This is a genomic window from Devosia sp. (assembly GCF_040509215.1).
GTDB lineage: Bacteria > Pseudomonadota > Alphaproteobacteria > Rhizobiales > Devosiaceae > Devosia.
The window spans coordinates 1-5,586 of the sequence record NZ_JBEVLL010000231.1; the positions used below are offsets into that span (position 1 = coordinate 1).

Annotated in this window: 6 protein-coding genes; 4 read left to right on the top strand and 2 right to left on the bottom strand. The window is 61.5% G+C overall.

The genetic code is table 11. The annotated features are described in order from the left end of the window. Positions 1-48: 48 nt before the first annotated feature. The gene (locus ABW043_RS12795; protein WP_502908643.1) at positions 49-915 is read right to left on the bottom strand and encodes an ATP-binding protein; all 867 of its coding nucleotides are present in this window, start codon (positions 913-915) and stop codon (positions 49-51) included. Positions 916-1,110: 195 nt separating this feature from the next. Between ABW043_RS12795 and yajC the strand changes: the two genes are divergently transcribed. The 4 genes from yajC (at position 1,111) to ABW043_RS12815 (ending at position 5,316) form a co-directional block, all read left to right on the top strand. Further along, entirely contained in the window at positions 1,111-1,461 is a 351-nt protein-coding gene (yajC, locus tag ABW043_RS12800) for a preprotein translocase subunit YajC (RefSeq protein ID WP_353921593.1), read from the top strand. 63 nt (positions 1,462-1,524) lie between these two features. Continuing rightward, positions 1,525-4,080 (top strand): protein translocase subunit SecD, encoded by a 2,556-nt coding sequence (gene secD / locus ABW043_RS12805; RefSeq protein WP_353921594.1) that lies wholly within the window; start codon positions 1,525-1,527, stop codon positions 4,078-4,080. Beyond that, entirely contained in the window at positions 4,064-4,471 is a 408-nt protein-coding gene (locus ABW043_RS12810) for an Mth938-like domain-containing protein (RefSeq protein ID WP_353921595.1), read from the top strand. Before secD ends, ABW043_RS12810 begins: the two co-directional genes overlap by 17 nt. Continuing rightward, positions 4,471-5,316 carry a phytoene/squalene synthase family protein gene (locus ABW043_RS12815; RefSeq protein ID WP_353921596.1) on the top strand — a complete coding sequence of 282 codons (846 nt, stop codon included), beginning with the start codon at positions 4,471-4,473 and terminating at the stop codon, positions 5,314-5,316. The genes ABW043_RS12810 and ABW043_RS12815 overlap by 1 nt, the downstream gene beginning before the upstream one ends. Here the strand turns inward: ABW043_RS12815 and ABW043_RS12820 are convergent. Continuing rightward, a partial coding sequence (locus ABW043_RS12820; protein WP_353921597.1) for a YiiD C-terminal domain-containing protein occupies positions 5,313-5,586 on the bottom strand: 274 nt, incomplete at its 5' end. The genes ABW043_RS12815 and ABW043_RS12820 overlap by 4 nt on opposite strands.

Here is a 5,586-nt window from a genome sequence, read left to right on the forward strand (position 1 = left end):
CCGGTGCGATGCACCGGCCCTCTTTGTTTGTGCTGTCTGTGACTTTCGCTAGACCACTTTGCCCTGCTCGCCGGCGAGGCTGCGGATAAGCTGGATCGCCACGCGACCTGAGCGGGAGCCGCGCGTCGCGGCCCATTCGATTGCGCGAGTCCGCAGCGTCTCGTCATCAAGCGCCAGTCCATAATAGTCGGCATAGCCGCGAACCATGGCGAGGTAGGTGTCCTGGTCAGAATTGTGGAAGCCAAGCCAGAGCCCGAACCGGTCCGATAGCGATACCTTCTCTTCCACAGCCTCGCTCGGATTGATTGCCGTGGAGCGTTCGTTCTCGATCATATCGCGCGGCATCAGGTGGCGACGATTAGAGGTCGCGTAGAAGAGGACGTTGTCCGGACGGCCCTCGAGGCCGCCGTCGAGAATAGTCTTGAGTGACTTGTAGCTCGTCTCGCCGCTATCGAAGCTGAGATCGTCGCAGAAGACGATGAACCGTGCCGAATTTCCCGATATGGCCCGCATGAGCTGGGGCAGGGTGTCGAGATCTTCGCGCGCTATTTCGATCAGCACCAGGCGCTCGAAGCCGTCCCTCGCATCGATATCGGCATGAATGGCCTTGACCAGCGAGCTCTTGCCCATGCCGCGGGCGCCCCAGAGCAGGGCATTGTTGGCGCCGTGGCCGCGCGCAAACTGCTCGGTATTTTTAAGGAGGACATCCCGCACATGATCGATGCCGCGCAGCATGTCGAGCGGCACGCGACTGACCTTCGGTACAGGCAACAATGCTTCGAATTCGCCCTGCCAATGATAGGCGTCGGCCTCACCGAGTTCGAAAGCCGCGATGCCGCCGGTTGTCGTTTCCAGCGCGTCAGCAATGGCTTCGAGAGCCGTCGCGATACGGCCCAGATAGTCTTTGGTTTTCACCGGTTCAGTCCTTCAATTCGAGCGCGGCATTGTGTTCCCTGAATGGCTTTGCAATCACTGGGGCCCAAATGTATAGTCCGCGCGATTTTGGCCGGGGTGCAAGTGCACGGGACCCCATTCGCGTCCAGTCTGCAGCCTTGGGTTGCGTGGCGCTCTTCTCCCCCCCACACAAGAAGAATCATAGGAGTTCGCCTGATGTTTGTAACGCCCGCTTTTGCGCAGGATGCAGCCGCACCCGCCACGGGAGGTTTCGCCGATATTCTGATCCAGCTGATGCCGATCGTTCTGCTGGTTGTGATTTTCTGGCTTTTGATCTTCCGCCCGCAGCAGAAGCGCCTCAAGGCACAGCAGGCAATGCTCTCGGCTATTCGTCGTGGCGACACCGTGGTGACCACCGGCGGTATCGTCGGCAAGGTGACCAAGGCCGTTGATGGCGAAGACCTTGAAGTCGAAATCGCCCAGGGCGTGAAGGTCAAGCTCGTGCGCGGCATGATTGCCGACGTGCGTTCCAAGGCCGAGCCGGTCAACGACAACAAGCCGGCCTAAGCCGGCACGATCCAGCCGGAGCCCGAAAGGCTCCGGCTTTCTGACTCTTTAGGACGTCGTTTCATGAACCAGTCGCCGTTCCGCGTAGCAATCATTCTGTTCGTCGCGATCGCGGGTATTCTGTTTGCAGCCCCCAATTTCTTGCCTCAGCAAGTACGGGATGCGCTCCCCGGATGGCTGCCCAAGCCAGGCCTGGTTCTTGGTCTCGATCTGCAAGGCGGTTCGCACCTGCTGCTCGAAGTCGATCGCGCGGGTATTGTTACCCAGCGTTTGAGCGACGTTCGGCGCGATGCGCGCAACGTTCTGGCCAACCAGAATGGCATCGGCAACATCATCACTACCGATGAAGCCAACAACGCCATCTATATCGAGCTGACCGACCCGACCCAGAAAGAGCAGGCGCTGACTGCCCTTCAGGGTATCCAGAACACCGTCAACAACTCGCTGTTCTCCGGCGGTGTCGGTGTCGATGAACTGGCATTTGCCGAGCGGCCGGACGGCCGGATTTCCATTTCCCTGACGCCCGAGGGCATTACGCAGCGCATGAGTTCGCTCGTCGCGCAGTCCATCGAAGTCATTCGCAGCCGTATCGACGAACTGGGTACGACCGAACCGACCATTCAGCGCCAGGGTGACACCCGCGTCATGGTGCAGGTGCCGGGCTTTGGCGACTCGACCCGCCTCAAGAACATCATCTCGCAGACCGCGCGCCTAACGTTCCACATGGTCTATCCCGGGCTCACAGCCGCGCAGGCCGAGGCGCAGGGCCTCCCGGCCGGCACCATGGTTGTGCCCAGCCAGGACGGCGGCAGCGAACTGCTTTACGAAGACGTCGCGCTCGGCGGCGAGTCTCTCGTCGACGCGCAGCCGTCCTACGACTCGCAGCGCGGCATTCCGGTCGTCAGCTTCAAGTTCGATACGCGCGGCGCCGTTACGTTCAGCGAAATCACGTCGGCCAATGTCGGCCAGCGCTTCGCGATCGTGCTCGACAATACCGTCATTACCGCTCCGGTCATCCAGCAGCCCATCACGGGCGGCTCGGGCCAGATCAGTGGCAGTTTCACGACCGCTTCGGCCAATGACCTTGCCGTGCTGCTACGCGCCGGTGCTCTGCCGGCCAGCCTCAACGTGATCGAAGAACGTACCGTCGACGCAAGTCTTGGTGCCGACTCGATCCAGGCTGGTCTCACCGCGGGTATCGTGGCTTCGGTTCTGGTCGTGAGCTTCATGGTCATCGCCTATGGCGTCTGGGGCATCTTCGCCAACGTTTCGCTGGTGCTCAACGTCATCCTGATCTTCGCTGCACTTTCGACGCTTGGATCGACGCTAACGCTGCCGGGCATCGCGGGTATCGTGCTGACCATCGGTATGGCCGTTGACGCCAACGTGCTGATCTACGAGCGAATGCGCGAAGAACAACGCGCGGGCCGCACGCCGCTGCAGGCCATCAATGCCGGCTTCGAGCGCGCCTGGGGCACCATCGTCGACTCGCATTTGACCCAACTCGTTGCGGCCGTCGTGCTCTACTTCATGGGCTCAGGCCCGGTGCAGGGCTTCGCCGTCACCCTCGGCCTCGGCATCCTGACCTCGCTCTTCACCTCCTACACGGTCACCTCTTACCAGGTGAACCTCTGGTACAAGCGCGTTCGTCCCAAAGAGCTGAAGATCCAGCATTTCCGCTTCATTCCGGACGGCACCAAGATTCCGTTCATGAAGATCTCGCGCTACGTCATCGCGCTCTCGATCATCATGTCGGTGATTTCGATCGGGGCGGCGTATTTCAAGGGCTTCAACCTCGGCATCGACTTTGTCGGCGGCACCGCCATCGAAGTGCAGCACGCGGGCGGACCGGCAGATGCCGGCCAGGTTCGCGAATTGCTGGATGGTCTCGACCTCGGCGAAATCCAGGTTCAGGGCTTCGGTACGCCTGAAGATCTTCTGGTTCGCGTGCAGGCGCAGGAAGGTGGCCAGGCGGCCGACCAGGTTGCGGTGCAAAAGGTGCAGGACGCTCTGGCCGGAGACAACTATTCGGTCAGGCGTACCGAGGCGGTCAGCGGCACGGTTTCGGGCGAACTCGCCTGGACGGGTACCATCGCCGTCATCATCGCGCTGGGCTGTATCCTTCTCTACATCTGGTTCCGGTTCGAGTGGCAGTTCGCCCTTGCGGCGGTCACGACGACGTCTCACGACATCATCATGACCATAGGTCTGTTCTCGATAACGGGGCTCGAATTCAACCTCAGTTCCATCGCGGCCGTGCTGACACTCGTCGGTCTGTCGCTCAACGAAACCGTGGTCGTGTCCGACCGTATTCGCGAAAACCTGTTGAAATACAGGAAGATGCCGCTGCCTGAATTGATCGATCTCTCGATCAACCAGACCATCGTGCGTACCTCGCTCACCCAGTTCACCGTGCTTCTGGCTCTCGTGCCGCTGGTACTCTTCGGCGGCGAGGCACTGCGCAGCTTCACCATCGCCATGACCTTCGGCTCGCTCGTCGGCATGTATTCGTCGGTGATCGTCAACGGTCCGATCCTCATCAATTTCGGTCTCAAGCAGAAGACCGACGACGAGGCATCGGCGAAGAAGGAAAAGTCGTCGGATGGCGCTTCCGTCTGACACTCTTTCGACCGGCGCGGGTCGTTTCCCGCGCCAGGTCGGCATCGACGCTTATGGCAATGGCGGCTTTCGTTTTGCCGAGATGTCCCATCGTGGCTCGCTGCTGTGCCTACCGACCGGCATGCAGGGCTGGGATGTGACGTCTCCGGCGGAGTTGACGCTGGAGAGCCTGCAGCCCGTGCTGGAGCTTGCCGATCGGCTCGACGTATTGCTGATTGGCCTTGGCATGGACATTGCGCTCATCGACCCTGCTATCCGACAGGCGTTTCGTGACCACAGGGTGATCATCGAGGCCGTGGGCACTGGCGGCGCCGTGCGCACCTACAACGTGCTGTTGGCCGAGGAGAGGGCCGTTGCCGGCGCTTTCATCGCCGTCGAGAACGCCCGCTGATGTCTGCCGAGAGCTTTGCTCACGCTACTCAGATGCTGCGAGAGAGCGATAGAGATCGCTATCTGTCGACGCTTGCTTTGCCTGCGGGGGCTCGGGACGGCGTCGCGGCCATTCTTGCCTTCAACTCCGATATTGCCGGCATCCGCGAGCGGGTTTCCGGGCCGGCGCCGGGGGAAATTCGCCTGCAGTGGTGGAATGATGCGCTCAAGGGCGACGGTCATGGCGCGGTTCGGCAGAACCCGCTAGCCGACGCCGTACTGACGACGCTCGACCGCTATGCCTTGCCGCCAGGCACGTTGCAGCGCCTGATTGGCGCGCGGCGTTTTGATCTCTATGACGATCCCATGCCCGATCTTGAGACGTTTGAGGGCTATGCCGGAGAAACGGCGTCGACGCTGCTGCAGCTCTCGGCGATGATCCTCAACGAAGGACTGCCGGTGGAACCCGGCGATGCTGCGGGACATCTGGGCGTTGCGCAGGCGATGGTTGGGCATTTGCGGGCGTTCGGCTATGTCGCCTCTCAGGGGCGCATCATGTTGCCCTGGTCGATCTTTCAGGCGAACGGCGTAACCGAGGGCGAGATCTTTACGGGCACCGACAGCGAGGGGCTGCACGAAGCGCTGGGGCAGATCGCTGAACTGGCTGAGGAACATCTGCGCAAGGCCAGGGCAGCGATTGCCGTCCTGCCGAGCACGCTGAAGCCTGCCTTTGCCATTTTGCCGGTGGTTGAGGCGCAGTTGCGCTTGTGGCAGCGCCGGGGCGGCTCGCCTTTTGCTGTGCCGGCCGATGAGGCCGATTGGCGCAAGATCGGCCGGATCGGCTGGTGGGCTCTGCGGAACCGCTAAGCTTCCGAGATAGCGACGAATTCGCCGGTGAGGCGGCCTGCGACTTTACCTTCGAACAGGAGCTCTGCGGCGACCGTCAGTCGCGCGCGACCGCGTCGCTGATAGGTTTGAAGGAAGCCCGGCCAGTTGGCCTCATCGAGATGGGCCGTGGCCTGAGCGAGGCCGGTTATCGGCAAGAGGTACTGGGTGGCGGTTCTGTGGATCACCAACTGGCTGACGATGCCTTCCGCCTCAAGTTTCAGATGCATGACAGACCAGGCGGCGAGCAGC

Excerpts from the sequence above, each read along its gene's own strand:
- yajC (WP_353921593.1), top strand. The coding sequence starts at position 1,111 with ATGTTTGTAACGCCCGCTTTTGCGCAGGATGCAGCCGCACCCGCCACG.
- secD (WP_353921594.1), top strand. The coding sequence starts at position 1,525 with ATGAACCAGTCGCCGTTCCGCGTAGCAATCATTCTGTTCGTCGCGATC.
- ABW043_RS12810 (WP_353921595.1), top strand. The coding sequence starts at position 4,064 with ATGGCGCTTCCGTCTGACACTCTTTCGACCGGCGCGGGTCGTTTCCCG.
- ABW043_RS12815 (WP_353921596.1), top strand. The coding sequence starts at position 4,471 with ATGTCTGCCGAGAGCTTTGCTCACGCTACTCAGATGCTGCGAGAGAGC.